Here is a 15,518-nt window from a genome sequence, read left to right as displayed (position 1 = left end):
AGGTGATTGGTCATGGACATGAGCGTCAAACTGAACCTGTCTTACCCTGCGGCAGCGCCACAGAATGCACCTGCTCCTGTCAGTGCCGATCCGCAGAAGCCCAAGGTGGACGCCGTTGCTGGCGCGAAAGATGCCCAGCAGCCATCGAGCCACACCGACTTGAAAAAAGCGGTCAACGACATAAACGAATTCATCCAGGCTGCCCAGCGCAAACTGGATTTTTCCATTGATGACTCCACCCACCAGGTTGTGGTCAAGGTCATTGCGACCGAAAGCGGTGAGGTCATTCGCCAGATTCCTTCGGAATTGGCCCTGAAACTCGCCCAGAGCCTTCATGACGCCAGCAGCTTGCTGTTTGACGCCAAGGTCTAAACTGGCATGAACTTTGTTGCGAAAACTGCCTAAAGCGTGATTCGTCAATAAAGCATCAGCCCCGGATTAGGAGAAAGACGATGACAGTCGTAGCAGGTCTAACGGTGAACGGCCCGGGTACGGGTATCGACGTTCAAGGTCTTGTTAAGTCGTTGGTGGGGTCGCAAACCGCACCCAAGCAAGCGCAGATCGACAGCCAGACCAAAACATCCACTGCGCAACTGACTTCGATCGGCAAGATCCAGGCGGCTTTGGACGCGTTCCGGGGCGCGCTGGACAACATGACCAAGACCGTCAACTTCAGCGGCTTGAGTTCGACGGTTTCGAACGACAAGCTCGCGACGGTCACGTTGGGCCCAGGTGCCGCCGCCGGTAACTTTACGCTGGGTGTCACCCAATTGGCCACGGCGTCAAAGGTCTCCACGGCAGTAATTCCTGGCGGGCCGACGGCCGTTGTCAATTCCGGGGTCTCGGCGACGGTGTTTACGGTCTCCCAGTCCGGCAAGAATTACAGCGTCAGTGTGCCACCGGGCGGAACCCTGCAGCAGGTGCGCGATTCGCTCAACTCGCAGTACGGCAACGCGGGCTTGAGTGCGAACATCCTGACTGACTCCAACGGTTCGCGGTTGGTGGTCACATCATCGACGACCGGTGTCGGTAGCGACATCACCTTCAAGGGTTCCTCGGGCCTGGATACGGGTGCGACGGTTGTGGGCTCGGCGCCGCAGAACGCCATATATAACCTTGATGGCAGCCCTCAAGAGTCCACGAGTAATACCCTGCCCGACGCAATCAGTGGTGTGAGCATTACCTTGACGGGGGTTTCGGCAGCTACTGACGGCCCTAACGGCGCTTCGACGATCAAAGTCTCTGCGAACAGCGCAACCCTGAAGTCGGCAGTCAAGGGCTTCACAGATACCTACAGTGCGTTGGTCAAGGCTGTGAATGCCGAGACTCAGGTCACCACCAATGCCGACGGTTCCGTCACGCCAGGCCCGTTGACCGGGGACAGTTCGGTGCGCAGCATGATGGCGTCGATCCGCAACGTGATGAACTCGGTGACCGGTAGCGGCTCGTTTTCATCCCTGGCGCAGTTTGGCGTGACCACGGACCAGACAGCGGGCACCCTGAGCGTCAGTGATGTGGCGTTTGACAAGGCGGTCCTCACTAATGGCTCCGACATCAACAGCATCTTCACCGGGCCCAACGGACTGTTGGCAAGCCTGACGAATGCCACCGCCAACTTTGCGCTGAGCAAGACCGGGGTGTTCGCCGAAAAGTCCTCGACGCTGCAGGACAACCTCAAGGACCTGACCAACCAACAGACCGCCCTGAACACGCGTTCTGATGCCCTGACGGCGTCCCTGACCCTGAAATACAACGCCATGGACTCCCTGGTTGCGCAGCTCAAGGCTCAGGGCGACAGCGTCATGACCACCCTCAACTCGCTGAACAATCCGAAGTCCACCTGATTGGCGGATGGATAAAGCCCGCCGAAGGCGCTGAGTCAAAGCGCCAGGCGGGCTAAAGTTTTGTGTAACGCCGTCGACATAATAATCAGCGTCCACCCTTTTAGCTGTCGCCTGTCACGAGGTAGAAACATGAATCCCATGAGAGCCCTTCGCCAATACCAGAAGGTCAACACCCACGCCCAGATCTCCGAAGCCAGCCCGCACCGCCTGGTGCAGTTGCTGATGGAAGGCGCACTGGATCGTATGGCGCAGGCCAAGGGTGCGATGGCTCGCGGTGATATCGCGCAGAAGGGGTTGATGCTGGGCAAGGCGGTGGACATCCTCGTCGGGTTGCGTGACGGCCTGAACCCCGAGAAGACCCCGGACCCGATTGCACTGCAGCAGTTGGATAACCTGTATGCCTTCATGACCATGCGCCTGCTGGAAGCCAACCGTCAGAATGACGCTGCGATGATCGATGAGGTCGCAGGTCTGATGATTACGCTCAAGGAAGGCTGGGACGGTATTGCCACAGAGGTACAGTAGGCCGTAAGGCCTGAGGACGATGTCATGAGCCAAGCATTGCAAAAAATCGACGAGACCCGTGAGGCGCTGTCCGAGGCGTTGGCTGAACGCAACTGGGGTGCGATCGGCGAACTGGATTTGGGCTGCCGCGCGTTGATCGATGCTGCGCTCAACGAGGAATCGGCGGATGAGGCAGCCATTCGGGCAAAACTGGAAGACTTGCTTTCGGTCTACCAGCAGTTGCTTGAGGCGACGACAGGGGAGCGACAGGCTATTTTCGAAGAGATGTCGCAGTTCAACCGAGCTAAACATGCGTCAAAGGTTTACCATATGTTCGGCTGAAGGCTCAGTTAATCCGAACACCGCGCGTCATAAATTTGACTGTGCACGATTTTTTGACTTAACTAGTGCTATTTTCAGACGTCAGAAAGCCGTAGCGCAGAAAATGCCTACAGCAATCTAGATTGCCCCAACTCGAGGGCATTAGAGTTTTACTAGGGAAGTTGCTATTGCATGTGGCGTGAAACCAAAATTCTGCTGATCGATGACGATAGCGTTCGGCGCCGCGATCTGGCGGTGATCCTGAATTTTCTTGGCGAAGAAAATCTACCCTGTGGCAGCCACGACTGGCAGCAGGCGGTCAGCTCTTTGTCGTCGAGCCGCGAAGTCATTTGTGTGCTGATCGGGACGGTAAACGCTCCTGGTGCAGTGCTGGGCTTGTTAAAGACACTGTCGACCTGGGATGAGTTCCTTCCGGTGTTGCTGATGGGCGATATTTCTTCCGTGGACCTTCCGGAAGACCAGCGCCGCCGCGTGCTTTCCACCCTTGAAATGCCCCCCAGCTACAGCAAATTGCTCGACTCCCTGCACCGTGCCCAGGTCTACCGCGAGATGTACGACCAGGCCCGCGAGCGCGGCCGTCACCGCGAACCCAACCTGTTCCGCAGCCTCGTCGGCACCAGTCGTGCGATCCAGCACGTGCGCCAGATGATGCAGCAAGTGGCCGACACCGACGCCAGTGTGCTGATCCTTGGCGAGTCGGGCACCGGCAAGGAAGTGGTCGCACGCAACCTGCACTACCATTCCAAGCGTCGTGACGGGCCGTTCGTGCCGGTCAACTGCGGGGCGATCCCGGCAGAACTGCTGGAAAGCGAACTGTTCGGCCACGAGAAGGGCGCCTTTACCGGGGCGATCACCAGCCGTGCCGGGCGTTTTGAACTGGCCAACGGCGGCACCCTGTTCCTCGACGAAATCGGCGACATGCCGCTGCCGATGCAGGTCAAGCTGCTGCGGGTATTGCAGGAGCGCACCTTCGAGCGCGTGGGCAGCAACAAGACCCAGAGCGTCGACGTACGCATCATCGCGGCCACCCACAAGAACCTCGAAAGCATGATCGAGGTCGGCAGCTTCCGCGAAGACCTTTACTACCGCCTCAACGTATTCCCGATCGAAATGGCGCCCCTGCGCGAGCGCGTCGAAGACATCCCGTTGCTGATGAACGAGCTGATCTCGCGCATGGAACACGAAAAGCGTGGTTCGATTCGCTTCAACTCGGCGGCGATCATGTCACTGTGTCGCCACGGCTGGCCGGGCAACGTCCGCGAGTTGGCCAACCTGGTGGAGCGCATGGCGATCATGCACCCGTACGGGGTGATCGGCGTGGTCGAGCTGCCGAAGAAATTCCGCTACGTCGACGACGAAGACGAGCAATTGGTGGACAGCCTGCGCAGCGACCTGGAAGAGCGCGTGGCCATCAACGGCCACACACCGGACTTCGGCTCCACCGCCATGCTGCCGCCGGAAGGCCTGGACTTGAAGGACTACCTCGGCAGCCTCGAACAAGGCCTGATCCAGCAGGCACTCGACGACGCCAACGGTATCGTCGCCCGTGCCGCCGAGCGCCTGCGCATCCGTCGTACCACCCTGGTGGAGAAGATGCGCAAGTACGGCATGAGTCGCAAGGAAGGTGATGAACAGGCGGATGATTGACGCCTGTTTTTCAACTGACTGAAAACTAAGCCTATTTTTTTAGGCACGGGTATTGCTACAGCACTCGCAACGTTCCGTTTAACTGACGGTCAGCCAAGCGAGAGAGCATGATGCCCCACGCCGCCCAACTATCTTCGGTCCCTGACACTCAGGGGCCGGCCCCCTCCGTAGAGCAGATCAGCCGTCTGGGGCTTGAACAGGCTTTTTCCCTGTTCAACCAGATGTCGAGCCAGTTGACTGACTCCTACAGCCTGCTGGAAGCCCGGGTTTCCGAGCTTAAAGGCGAGTTGGCCGTGGTCAGTGCCCAGCGCATGGAAGAGCTGGCCGAGAAAGAGCGACTGGCCAACCGTCTGCAAAACCTCCTCGACCTGTTGCCCGGTGGCGTGATCGTCATCGACGAGCAGGGCCGTGTGCGCGAAGCCAACCCGGCGGCCTGCAACATGCTTGGCCTGCCGCTGGAGGGCGAGCTGTGGCGCGAGGTCATCACCCGCTGCTTTGCCCCCCGGGAAGACGACGGCCACGAAATTTCCCTCAAGGATGGACGCCGCCTGTCCATCGCCACGCGTTCCCTGGATGCCGAGCCTGGCCAGTTGGTGTTGCTCAACGACCTGACTGAAACCCGGCACCTGCAAGACCAGTTGGCCCGCCATGAGCGCCTGTCGTCTTTGGGGCGAATGGTCGCTTCCCTGGCCCACCAGATTCGTACGCCATTGTCGGCCGCGCTGATTTACGCCAGTCATTTGACTGATGAGCAATTGCCCGCCGCCACCCACCAGCGTTTTGCCGGTCGCCTCAAGGAGCGCCTGCACGAACTGGAGCATCAGGTGCGCGACATGCTGGTGTTTGCCCGCGGCGAATTGCCGCTGACCGATCGCGTCACCCCGGCCGCCTTGATGCAGTCCCTGCAAGCGGCGGCCGCCACTCATATCCAGGAAGCGTCAGTCCGTTGGCAGTGCGACAGCCATTACGGCGAGTTGCTGTGCAACCGCGACACCCTGGTGGGCGCGCTGCTCAACCTGATCGAAAACGCGACCCAGGCCAGCGGCCCCGGGGCGCGGCTCAAGGTGCACCTGTACAACCGTGGCGAGACCCTGCGCCTGAGCATCAGCGACAGCGGCAGCGGGATTGACCCGGTGGTGCTGCAGCGCCTCGGCGAGCCTTTTTTTACCACCAAGACCAACGGGACCGGCCTGGGCCTGACCGTGGTCAAGGCAGTCGCCCGTGCACATCAGGGAGAATTGCAGCTGCATTCCCGGTTGGGTCGTGGCACGTGCGCGTTGATCACGCTGCCGCTGTTTTCATGCGCCGTCAGCGCGGAGTAAAAGGTCATGGCTATCAAGGTTTTATTGGTTGAAGACGATCGCGCCCTGCGTGAAGCATTGGCTGACACGCTGTTGCTGGCGGGCCATGACTATCGGGCGGTCGGTTCTGCCGAAGAAGCCCTGGACGCGGTGGAGCAGGAGTCCTTCAGCCTGGTGGTCAGCGACGTCAACATGCCGGGCATGGACGGACACCAGTTGCTCGGCCTGTTGCGTGCGCGCCAGCCGCAACTGCCGGTGCTGCTGATGACCGCCCACGGCGCCGTCGAGCGTGCCGTCGACGCCATGCGCCAGGGCGCTGCGGATTACCTGGTCAAGCCCTTCGAACCCAAAGCCTTGATCGAACTGGTCGCCCGGCATGCCCTTGGCACCCTGGGCGCTGCCGAGGGTGAAGGTCCGATTGCCTTCGAACCGGCCAGCGCGCAATTGCTGGAACTGGCGGCCCGTGTTGCCCGCAGCGATTCCACCGTGCTGATCTCCGGCGAGTCCGGTACCGGCAAGGAAGTACTGGCGCGCTACATCCACCAGCAATCCCATCGTGCCAGCCAGCCGTTCATTGCGATCAACTGCGCGGCCATTCCCGACAACATGCTCGAAGCCACCTTGTTCGGCCATGAGAAGGGCTCGTTCACCGGCGCCATCGCGGCGCAGGCCGGCAAGTTCGAACAGGCCGACGGCGGCACCATCCTGCTCGACGAAATCTCCGAAATGCCCCTGGGCCTGCAAGCCAAGTTGCTGCGGGTATTGCAGGAGCGCGAAGTGGAGCGGGTGGGGGCACGCAAGCCGATCCAGCTGGACATCCGTGTGGTCGCCACCACCAACCGCGACCTGGCGGGCGAAGTGGCGGCGGGGCGTTTTCGTGAGGACCTGTTCTACCGGCTCTCGGTGTTCCCGTTGGCCTGGCGCCCGTTGCGCGAGCGCCCGGCCGACATCATCCCGCTGGCCGAGCGCCTGCTGGGCAAGCACGTCAATAAAATGAAGCATGCCCAGGCGCGCCTGTCGTCCGAGGCCCAGGCCTGCCTGATCAGCTACCCGTGGCCCGGCAACGTGCGGGAACTGGACAATGCGATCCAGCGTGCGTTGATTTTGCAGCAGGGCGGCCTGATCCAGCCCCAGGATTTCTGCCTGGCCATGGGCGCGGGCGCAGCCCCGCAGCCGAGCCTGGCTGCCGCGCCAAAGGTCGAAGCCGTGCCTGCCGAATCCGCCGGCGCCCTGGGTGACGACCTGCGTCGCCGGGAATTCCAGATGATCATAGACACCCTGCGCTCCGAGCGCGGGCGCCGCAAAGAAGCCGCCGAGCGCCTGGGCATCAGCCCGCGCACCCTGCGCTACAAGCTGGCGCAGATGCGTGACGCCGGGATGGACGTGGAAGCCTATCTCTACGCCACCTGAAAATTCTCAAAGCCGACAGGGCCAGTCGCCTTTTCTTACAGAATGCCACGGAGCTGGCACCCTTGTTGCTACCACCCCTGTAATCGCTGTGTAGTGTCAAAAAATTGCGGGTCGTCGGAGAGAAAGTTCATGAGCCAAGGTGTTGAGTTCAATCGGTTGATGTTGGATATGCGGTCCATGCAAATGGATGCCATGGCTCAACCGAAATCCGCCGCGCAAGCCGTACCGGAATTGGGCCAGAGCAGCTTTGCCGACATGCTCGGCCAGGCCATCAACAAAGTCAGCGACACCCAGCAGGCATCCAATCAGTTGGCGACCGCCTTCGAGATCGGCAAGAGCGGCGTGGACCTCACCGATGTGATGGTCGCCTCGCAAAAAGCCAGCGTTTCATTCCAGGCCTTGACCCAGGTGCGCAACAAACTGGTTCAAGCCTATCAAGACATCATGCAGATGCCGGTTTAAGGACGATTTGAGTCATGGCAGAAGCACTCGTGGATAACGCACCCGCCAAGGCAGACGGCAAGCCGCCGCTGTTTGGCCTGTCGTTCCTGGAAAACCTCTCCGAGATGACCATGTTGCGTCAGGTGGGCCTGATGGTCGGCCTGGCTGCCAGCGTGGCGATTGGTTTTGCCGTGGTGCTGTGGTCCCAGCAACCGGATTACCGTCCGTTGTACGGCAGCCTGGCCGGCATGGATTCCAAGCAGATCATGGAAACCCTGGCGGCGGCAGACATCAGCTACACCGTCGAACCGAATTCCGGCGCCCTGTTGGTCAAGGCCGACGATGTGGCCCGTGCGCGGATGAAGCTGGCGGCTGCCGGCGTAACCCCGTCCGACGCGAATATCGGCTTTGAAATCCTCGACAAGGACCAGGGCCTGGGGACCAGCCAGTTCATGGAAGCCACCCGCTACCGTCGCGGCCTGGAAGGCGAACTGGCGCGCACCATCTCTGCCCTGAACAACGTCAAGGGCGCCCGCGTGCACCTGGCGATTCCGAAAAGCTCGGTGTTTGTGCGCGATGAACGCAAGCCCAGCGCCTCGGTGCTGGTCGAACTCTTTGCCGGCCGCTCCCTCGAGCCTGGCCAGGTATTGGCGATCATCAACCTGGTGGCCACCAGCGTTCCTGAATTGAGCAAGTCGCAGATCACCGTAGTCGACCAGAAGGGCAACCTGCTGTCGGACCTCGCGGAAAACTCCTCGCTGACCATGGCCGGCAAGCAGTTCGACTACAGCCGTCGCATGGAAAGCATGCTGACCCAGCGGGTGCACAACATCCTGCAACCGGTGTTGGGCAATGATCGCTACAAGGCTGAAGTGTCGGCCGACGTCGACTTCAGCGCCGTCGAATCGACCTCCGAGCAGTTCAACCCGGACCAGCCGGCCCTGCGCAGCGAGCAATCGACCACCGAACAACGTACCGCCAGCAATGGCCCGCAAGGCGTGCCGGGTGCCCTGAGCAACCAGCCACCCACCCCGGCCACTGCCCCGCAAACCACCGGTGGCGCTGCCGCTACCGCAGGCGCGGTGCAGCCTGGCCAGCCGCTGTTGGACGCCAACGGCCAGCAGATCATGGACCCGGCCACTGGCCAGCCCATGCTCGCGCCGTACCCGGCCGACAAGCGCAACCAGTCCACCAAGAACTTCGAGCTTGATCGTTCCATCAGCCACACCAAGCAGCAACAGGGTCGGATCAATCGCCTGTCGGTGTCGGTGGTGGTGGATGACCAGGTCAAGGTCAATGCCGCAGACGGCGCCATTACCCGCGCCCCATGGAGCGCCGATGAATTGGCGCGCTTCACTCGCCTGGTACAGGATGCGGTGGGCTTCGATGCCAGCCGTGGCGACAGCGTCAGCGTGATCAACATGCCGTTCTCCGCCGAGCGTGGCGAAGTCATCGCCGAGGCAGCGTTCTATACTCAGCCGTGGTTCTGGGACATCGTCAAGCAAGTGCTGGGTGTGTTGTTCATCCTGGTGCTGGTGTTCGGCGTACTGCGCCCGGTGCTCAACAACATCACCGGCCACGGCAAGAAGCAACTGGCCCTGGCCGGCGGTGACGTCGAGCTGGGTGGCATGGGCGGCCTCGATGGCGAACTGGCCAACGACCGCGTGAGCCTCGGTGGCCCGCAAAGCATTCTGTTGCCGAGCCCGAGCGAGGGTTATGACGCTCAGTTGAACGCAATCAAGAGCCTGGTGGCCGAAGACCCGGGTCGTGTGGCCCAGGTCGTGAAAGAGTGGATTAACGCAGATGAGTGATAGCCGAGCTGCAGTAGCCAAACTCTCCCGGGTCGACAAAGCCGCCGTGCTGTTGCTGTCCCTCGGAGAAACCGACGCCGCCCAAGTGCTGCGCCACATGGGGCCCAAAGAGGTTCAGCGTGTCGGCGTGGCCATGGCGCAAATGCGCAATGTGCACCGCGAGCAAGTCGAGCAGGTGATGAGCGAGTTCGTCGAGATCGTCGGCGACCAGACCAGCCTGGGCGTCGGCTCCGACAGCTACATTCGCAAGATGCTCACCTCGGCCCTGGGCGAAGACAAGGCCAACGGCCTGATCGACCGCATCCTGCTGGGTGGCAACACCAGCGGCCTCGACAGCCTGAAGTGGATGGAACCGCGGGCCGTGGCCGATGTGATCCGCTACGAACACCCGCAAATCCAGGCGATCGTGGTGGCGTATCTCGACCCCGACCAGGCCGGTGAAGTGCTCGGCCACTTCGACCATAAGGTGCGCCTGGATATCATCCTGCGTGTCTCGTCGTTGAACACCGTGCAGCCAGCGGCGCTGAAAGAACTGAACACGATTCTCGAGAAGCAGTTCTCGGGCAATTCCAACGCTTCGCGCACCACCCTGGGCGGCATCAAGCGTGCGGCCGACATCATGAACTTCCTCGACAGCTCGGTGGAAGGCCAGTTGATGGACTCGATCCGCGAGATCGACGACAGCCTGTCGGTGCAGATCGAAGACCTCATGTTCGTGTTCAACAACCTCTCTGACGTCGACGACCGTGGCATCCAGGCGTTGCTGCGGGAAGTGTCCTCCGACGTGCTGGTGCTGGCGCTCAAGGGCTCCGACGAAGGCGTCAAGGAAAAGATCTTCAAGAACATGTCCAAGCGGGCTTCCGAACTGTTGCGCGACGACCTCGAGGCCAAGGGCCCGGTGCGCGTCAGCGACGTGGAAACTGCACAGAAGGAAATCCTCACCATTGCCCGCCGTATGGCCGAAGCCGGAGAAATCGTTCTCGGTGGGAAGGGCGGCGAAGAAATGATTTAAGGCGCCGCGCATGTCGAACAAAGATGAGACGCCCAGCGATCTGATTCGCGCACGGGACGTCGGAGGGTTCGACGTCTGGTCGCTGCCCAGTTTCGACCCGCATCGCCCGGAGCCTGAGCCGGAGCCGGTAGAAGAACCCCCGGCCGAGATGGAAGAAGTGCCGCTGGAGGAAGTTCAGCCACTGACCCTGGAAGAGCTCGAAAGCATTCGCCAGGAAGCCTACAACGAAGGTTTTTCCACCGGCGAGAAGGACGGTTTTCGCAGCACCACTCTCAAGGTCCGCCAGGAAGCCGAGGCCGCGCTGAGCGTCAAGCTGGCCAGCCTGGAAACCCTGATGGGCAGCCTGTTCGAGCCCATCGCCGAGCAGGACTCGCAGATTGAAAAAGCCATGGTCGGGCTGGTGGAGCACATCACCCGCCAGGTGATTCAGCGCGAATTGGCCCTGGACTCCACGCAAATCGAAAGCGTGATGCGCGAAGCCCTCAAGCTGCTGCCCCTGGGCGTCGGCAACGTGCGGCTGTACATCAACCCGCAGGATTTCGAACAGGTCAAAGCCCTGCGCGAGCGCCATGAAGAAACCTGGCGCATCGTCGAAGACGCTGCGCTGCTGCCCGGTGGTTGCCGGGTCGAGACCGAGCACAGCCGCATCGATGCCACGGTGGAGACGCGCATCACGCAGATCATGGCCAAGCTGTTCGATCAGTTGCACGAGCAGGCGCTGCACCCGGCAGAGCCGGACTTGAGCGTCGAGCTGGACACCCCCGATGCGCCTTGATCGCACCAGCTTCGCCAAGCGCCTGGGTGGCTATGCCGAAGTCACCGAGTTGCCCGGCCAGCCGATCCTGGAGGGCCGGCTGCTGCGCATGGTCGGCCTGACCCTGGAAGCCGAAGGCCTGCGCGCCGCCATGGGCAGCCGCTGCATGGTGATCAACGACGACAGCTACCACCCGGTGCAGGTCGAAGCCGAAGTGATGGGGTTCTCCGGCAGCAAAGTATTTCTGATGCCCGTCGGCAGCGTTGCCGGCATTGCCCCCGGCGCTCGCGTGGTGCCGCTGGCCGACACCGGCCGCCTGCCGATGGGCATGAGCATGCTCGGCCGCGTGCTGGATGGCGCCGGGCGCGCCCTCGACGGCAAGGGCGGGATGAAGGCCGAAGACTGGGTGCCGATGGACGGCCCGACCATCAACCCGCTCAAGCGCAACCCCATCAGCGTGCCGCTGGACGTGGGCATTCGCAGCATCAACGGTTTATTGACGGTGGGCCGCGGCCAGCGCCTGGGCCTGTTTGCCGGTACCGGCGTCGGTAAATCGGTGCTGCTGGGGATGATGACGCGCTTTACCGAGGCCGACATCATCGTGGTCGGGCTGATCGGCGAGCGGGGCCGCGAGGTGAAGGAATTCATCGAGCACAGCCTCGGCGAAGAAGGCCTCAAGCGTTCGGTCGTGGTGGCCTCGCCGGCGGATGACGCGCCGCTGATGCGCCTGCGCGCCGCGATGTACTGCACACGCATCGCCGAATATTTTCGCGACAAGGGCAAGAACGTCCTGTTGCTGATGGACTCCCTGACCCGCTTCGCCCAGGCCCAGCGGGAAATCGCCCTGGCCATCGGCGAGCCGCCGGCCACCAAGGGCTATCCGCCGTCAGTGTTCGCCAAGCTGCCCAAGCTGGTGGAGCGTGCCGGTAACGCCGAAGCCGGTGGTGGTTCGATCACTGCGTTCTACACCGTACTCTCCGAGGGCGATGACCAGCAGGACCCGATTGCCGACTCGGCGCGGGGCGTGCTCGACGGGCACATCGTGCTGTCCCGGCGCCTGGCCGAAGAAGGGCACTACCCGGCCATCGACATCGAAGCCTCCATCAGCCGGGTGATGCCGTCGGTGGTCACCCCGGAGCACATGATGCGCGCGCAGCAGTTCAAGCAACTGTGGTCGCGTTATCAACAGAGCCGCGACCTGATCAGCGTCGGCGCCTATGTGGCCGGCGGCGATCGCGAGACCGACCTGGCGATTGCCCTGCAACCGCAACTGGTGACGTACCTGCGCCAGGGCCTCAACGACAAGATCAGCATGGGTGAGAGCGAAGCACACCTGGGCACCATCTTCGCGCCGGCGCCGGGCGGATAAACCATGGCCAACACTCGCGCCGCGCGCCTTGCCCCGGTAGTGGACATGGCCGAAAAAGCTGAAAAGACCGCCGTCCAGCGCCTGGGGTACTTCCAGGGCCAGGTTCGCCTGGCGGAAAGCAAGCTGGGGGACCTGGAGCGCTTTCGCGGCGAGTATCAGCAGCAGTGGATCGAGCGTGGCAGCAAGGGCGTCTCCGGGCAGTGGCTGATGGGCTACCAGGGCTTTCTCAACCAGTTGGAAACCGCCGTCGGCCAGCAGCGCCAGAGCCTGGCCTGGCACCAGGCCAACGTCGACAAGGCCCGCGACAGCTGGCAACAGGCCTATGCCCGGGTCGAAGGCCTGCGCAAACTGGTGCAGCGCTACATCGACGAAGCCCGTGCACTGGAAGACAAGCGCGAGCAGAAATTGCTGGATGAATTGTCCCAGCGTCTTCCCCGCCAAAACCCCTATTAACCACGCCCTCGCTCCTACACGGATTTGCCCACTTCCCCATCACCTGCTACACCTTGTTGCACATTGCCAATGACAAGGAAGCAGTCGTATGTCAGTCGAATCAGAAGTGTCCCTGGACGGGACGAAGTTGACGATCACCGTCAGGGGGCGATTCGATTTCGGTAGCCACCAGGCCTTTCGTGATGCCTACGAGCGGTTCTACAAGGTGCCCGAGATCTACGTGGTGGACTTGAAGGAAACCACCTACATGGACAGCTCGGCCCTGGGCATGCTCCTGCTGTTGCGTGACCATGCCGGAGGCGACAATGCCGAAGTGCAGGTGGTCAACGCCAACTCCGATGTGCGCAAGATCCTGGCCATTTCCAACTTCGACAAACTGTTCGACCTCACTTGAGCGTCCTGGCCCCGGTCCTCGAGGCGCTGACGGTGTTGATCGCCGAAGACAGCGCCGCCGACCTGTTGTTGCTGTCGACCATCGTGCGCCGCCAGGGCCACCAGGTGCTGACCGCCAGCAACGGCCAGGAAGCGGTCGATGTGTTTACCCGTGAACGGCCGCAGTTGGTGTTGATGGACGCCCTGATGCCGGTGATGGACGGCTTCGAGGCGGCCCGGCAGATCAAGCAACTGGCGGGGGAGGCGCTGGTGCCGATCATCTTCCTCACCTCCCTGCGCGAGAGCGAAGCCCTGGCCCAGTGCCTGGATGCCGGGGGTGACGACTTCCTGGCCAAACCCTATAACCAGGTGATCCTGGCGGCAAAGATCAATGCCATGGATCGCCTGCGTCGCTTGCAGGCCACGGTGTTGCAGCAACGCGACCTGATCGCCCGGCACCACGACTACCTGCTGCAGGAGCAGCGAGTGGCCAAGGCGGTGTTCGACAAGGTGGCCCACTCGGGCTGCATCAACGCCGCGCCGAATATTCGTTATGTGCAGTCGCCCTACGCGCTGTTCAACGGCGATTTGCTGCTGGCCGCGTACACGCCGTCGGGCGATATGCATGTGCTGCTGGGGGACTTTACCGGCCACGGTTTGCCGGCGGCGGTCGGCGCCATGCCCCTGGCGGAAGTGTTCTACGGCATGACTGCCAAGGGCTACGGATTGGCGCAAACCCTGCGGGAGATGAACGCCAAGCTCAAGCGCATCCTGCCGGTGGACATGTTCTGTTGTGCCACCTTGCTGTGCCTCAGCGCCCAGCGACGGGTGGTAGAGGTGTGGAACGGCGGCATGCCCGACGGCTACGTGCATGACGTCACCACCGGCAAGCGCACGCCGCTGGTGTCGCGGCATTTGCCATTGGGCGTGCTGGCGGCCGAGGCGTTTGATGACTGCACTGAAGTCTGGCCGATGGCGCTGGGTGACCGAGTGTTTTTGCTGTCGGATGGTGTGCTGGATACTGCCGATGCCCATGAACAGTTGTTTGGCGCCGAGCGGTTGCAGCAGGTGTTTGCGGCCAATCGCGAGCCGGACCGGTTGTTTGAGGAGATCGAACAGGCCCTGGCGGGTTTTCGCGGTGAGGTGCGCGATGACATCAGCATGGTGGAGATCAGCCTGCAGGCGGATGAGCCGTTGCGTTCGTCGTCGGTGGTGTATTCCGACAGTGGGCAGTCGTCGCCGCTGGATTGGTCGGTAAGTTTTGAGTTTCGTGCCGAGACGCTCAAGTCCTACAACCCTTTGCCGTATTTGTTGCAGTTGCTGTTGGAGATTCATGGGTTGCGGGAGCAGAGCGGGGCGTTGTACAGCGTGATGGCGGAGTTGTATTCCAATGCGCTTGAACATGGTGTGCTGGGGCTGGATTCGCGGCTCAAGCGGGATGCACAGGGGTTTGCTGCGTATTACCGCGAGCGTAATGAGCGGCTGGCGCGGTTGGATAGCGGGTATGTGCGGGTGCGCCTGGATGTGGTGCCGACCGGGGAGGGGGGGTGTCTGACGCTGCGGATCGAGGACAGTGGGGCCGGGTTTGATGTGGATAAGGTGCTGGCCAGGCCGCTGGATGTTGACCGTCTGTCTGGTAGGGGATTGAGCCTGGTGCGCCAGTTGAGCAGCGATGTAGGCTGGTCTGACGGCGGGCGGTGTGTGTGCGTGGAGTTTTCATGGAAGGCTCTGGCATAATCCGCCGATTCTTGATCAAGGAGCGAACAAGTGGCAGAGATTCATCTGGACCCCGATGTGCTGACTGGCTTGCAGGAGGTCATGGAGGGCGAGTATCCGAAGCTGCTCGACACTTTTCTCGATGACTCGCAAAAGCGGGTAGAGGCGTTGCGCCGGGCTCGGGATGATGCCAAGGCGCTTGGGCGGATTGCGCATAGCTTCAAGGGGAGTAGCGGAAATCTTGGGGCGGTGCGGTTGGCTGAGCTTTGTCAGTTGCTCGAGGATAAGTCCGCCAAGCCTGTGGTTGCGGATTTGGCGCAGTTGGTGGATGAGATTGACCATGAATTCGCGCTGGTGCGGCCGTTGTATGAGCATGAGCGGGGGCGGTTTCAGCTCTGACGCTTTTGGTGTGTATATCCGTTTCTTCGGTAACGGCGGCTTATGGTTTCGCTCTTGCAGCGAGTCACTTTGCAAAAGCGGCACAGTAACCAAAGCGCTCTGCCCCATCAAAAACCAGAGCGAAAGCAGAGCTGCTTTTCTGT

16 protein-coding genes are annotated in these 15,518 nt (G+C 61.7%); all 16 read left to right on the top strand.

The window, feature by feature from the left end; all coding sequences use genetic code 11:
- Positions 1-12: 12 nt before the first annotated feature.
- On the top strand, positions 13-372 hold the full coding sequence (locus HX786_RS13160) for a flagellar protein FlaG (RefSeq protein WP_102369676.1): 360 nt from the start codon (positions 13-15) through the stop codon (positions 370-372).
- A gap of 80 nt (positions 373-452) precedes the next feature.
- Complete coding sequence (fliD, locus tag HX786_RS13155) at positions 453-1,844, top strand: flagellar filament capping protein FliD (RefSeq protein WP_178912183.1); 1,392 nt, start codon at positions 453-455, stop codon at positions 1,842-1,844.
- Between the two features lie 129 nt (positions 1,845-1,973).
- Positions 1,974-2,369: a flagellar export chaperone FliS gene (fliS, locus tag HX786_RS13150; protein WP_003214591.1), complete on the top strand. Its 396-nt coding sequence runs from the start codon at positions 1,974-1,976 to the stop codon at positions 2,367-2,369.
- A gap of 24 nt (positions 2,370-2,393) precedes the next feature.
- Complete coding sequence (locus HX786_RS13145) at positions 2,394-2,690, top strand: hypothetical protein (protein ID WP_003214590.1); 297 nt, start codon at positions 2,394-2,396, stop codon at positions 2,688-2,690.
- Between the two features lie 171 nt (positions 2,691-2,861).
- Positions 2,862-4,337, top strand: a complete 1,476-nt coding sequence (locus HX786_RS13140) for a sigma-54 dependent transcriptional regulator (protein ID WP_003214588.1) — start codon at positions 2,862-2,864, stop codon at positions 4,335-4,337.
- 110 nt (positions 4,338-4,447) lie between these two features.
- Positions 4,448-5,659 (top strand): PAS domain-containing sensor histidine kinase, encoded by a 1,212-nt coding sequence (locus HX786_RS13135; protein ID WP_032899354.1) that lies wholly within the window; start codon positions 4,448-4,450, stop codon positions 5,657-5,659.
- Positions 5,660-5,665: 6 nt separating this feature from the next.
- Positions 5,666-7,048: a sigma-54 dependent transcriptional regulator gene (locus HX786_RS13130; protein ID WP_178912182.1), complete on the top strand. Its 1,383-nt coding sequence runs from the start codon at positions 5,666-5,668 to the stop codon at positions 7,046-7,048.
- Between the two features lie 129 nt (positions 7,049-7,177).
- Positions 7,178-7,510 carry a flagellar hook-basal body complex protein FliE gene (fliE, locus tag HX786_RS13125; protein ID WP_003214581.1) on the top strand — a complete coding sequence of 111 codons (333 nt, stop codon included), beginning with the start codon at positions 7,178-7,180 and terminating at the stop codon, positions 7,508-7,510.
- Positions 7,511-7,524: 14 nt separating this feature from the next.
- A complete protein-coding gene (fliF, locus tag HX786_RS13120) occupies positions 7,525-9,300 on the top strand; it encodes a flagellar basal-body MS-ring/collar protein FliF (protein WP_177045151.1) in 1,776 nt (591 codons plus the stop codon).
- Complete coding sequence (gene fliG / locus HX786_RS13115; RefSeq protein ID WP_003214577.1) at positions 9,293-10,312, top strand: flagellar motor switch protein FliG; 1,020 nt, start codon at positions 9,293-9,295, stop codon at positions 10,310-10,312. The genes fliF and fliG overlap by 8 nt, the downstream gene beginning before the upstream one ends.
- Before the next feature lie 10 nt (positions 10,313-10,322).
- A complete protein-coding gene (gene fliH / locus HX786_RS13110; RefSeq protein WP_008434837.1) occupies positions 10,323-11,087 on the top strand; it encodes a flagellar assembly protein FliH in 765 nt (254 codons plus the stop codon).
- A complete protein-coding gene (gene fliI / locus HX786_RS13105; protein WP_087694334.1) occupies positions 11,077-12,435 on the top strand; it encodes a flagellar protein export ATPase FliI in 1,359 nt (452 codons plus the stop codon). The genes fliH and fliI overlap by 11 nt, the downstream gene beginning before the upstream one ends.
- A gap of 3 nt (positions 12,436-12,438) precedes the next feature.
- Positions 12,439-12,888 (top strand): flagellar export protein FliJ, encoded by a 450-nt coding sequence (gene fliJ / locus HX786_RS13100; protein WP_008434833.1) that lies wholly within the window; start codon positions 12,439-12,441, stop codon positions 12,886-12,888.
- Between the two features lie 88 nt (positions 12,889-12,976).
- Positions 12,977-13,282 (top strand): STAS domain-containing protein, encoded by a 306-nt coding sequence (locus HX786_RS13095; protein ID WP_003214569.1) that lies wholly within the window; start codon positions 12,977-12,979, stop codon positions 13,280-13,282.
- Positions 13,279-14,997, top strand: coding sequence for a fused response regulator/phosphatase (locus tag HX786_RS13090; protein ID WP_178912181.1), 1,719 nt, complete (start codon positions 13,279-13,281; stop codon positions 14,995-14,997). Before HX786_RS13095 ends, HX786_RS13090 begins: the two co-directional genes overlap by 4 nt.
- A 30-nt stretch (positions 14,998-15,027) precedes the next feature.
- A complete protein-coding gene (locus HX786_RS13085) occupies positions 15,028-15,375 on the top strand; it encodes an Hpt domain-containing protein (RefSeq protein ID WP_003214564.1) in 348 nt (115 codons plus the stop codon).
- Positions 15,376-15,518: the final 143 nt, after the last annotated feature.

The organism is Pseudomonas sp. 21615526 (assembly GCF_013386245.1).
Classification (GTDB): Bacteria; Pseudomonadota; Gammaproteobacteria; order Pseudomonadales; family Pseudomonadaceae; genus Aquipseudomonas.
This window is presented reverse-complemented; position numbering and strand designations above follow the sequence as displayed.